Genomic DNA, 557 nt, shown 5'->3' with positions numbered 1-557 from the left:
GCAGCAGGGAAGTTCAACCCCAAGGGCAAGATAGCCCGCCAGGACTTCGCCCTGATAATCGCCCGCGCCGACATGAAGGCAGAGAATCCCGACGCTGAGGACATCGACGCCCTGCTGAGGGAGAAGTATGCTGATGCTGAGGAGTCCTTCAACGATATCTCCGGCCTGAATGATACCCAGAAGGCAGCCGTTGCCCACTGCAAGGAGAACGGCATCATCAGCGGCAACGATAAGGGCGGCTTCGACCCCAAGGGTGACGTTACCCGCCAGCACGCCGCAGTCATGATAGCAGGCTGGTGCGGGCTGGAGCATGACGATACCGCAGACACCAACAATATCAAGGACTGGAATAATGTCGCGAACTGGGCCAAGCCCTATGTGAACGCTGTTTACAAGGCCGGCCTCATGAGCGGCACCGGAAACGGCAACTTCTCACCCTTAGTCAACCTGGAGCGCCAGCAGGCAGCCACTGTGCTGGTAGGGGCCTACGAGAAGAAGAACGCCGAGGTTGAATAAGATTTCAACTCATCTAAATTTTATGATTACCCCATAAAGGC

At 56.4% G+C, this 557-nt stretch carries 1 protein-coding gene; it reads left to right on the top strand.

Translation table 11 applies throughout. The features are described 5' to 3' along the window. Positions 1–516 (top strand): S-layer homology domain-containing protein (locus D5270_RS16535; protein WP_166545108.1); only part of this gene is annotated, 516 nt, incomplete at its 5' end. Positions 517–557 lie beyond the last annotated feature (41 nt).

The sequence above is a fragment of the Acutalibacter sp. 1XD8-36 genome, from assembly GCF_009917525.1.
GTDB lineage: Bacteria > Bacillota > Clostridia > Oscillospirales > Acutalibacteraceae > Acutalibacter.
Note: the sequence above shows the minus strand (reverse complement) of the source record. Positions and strands in the feature narration are given on the sequence as shown.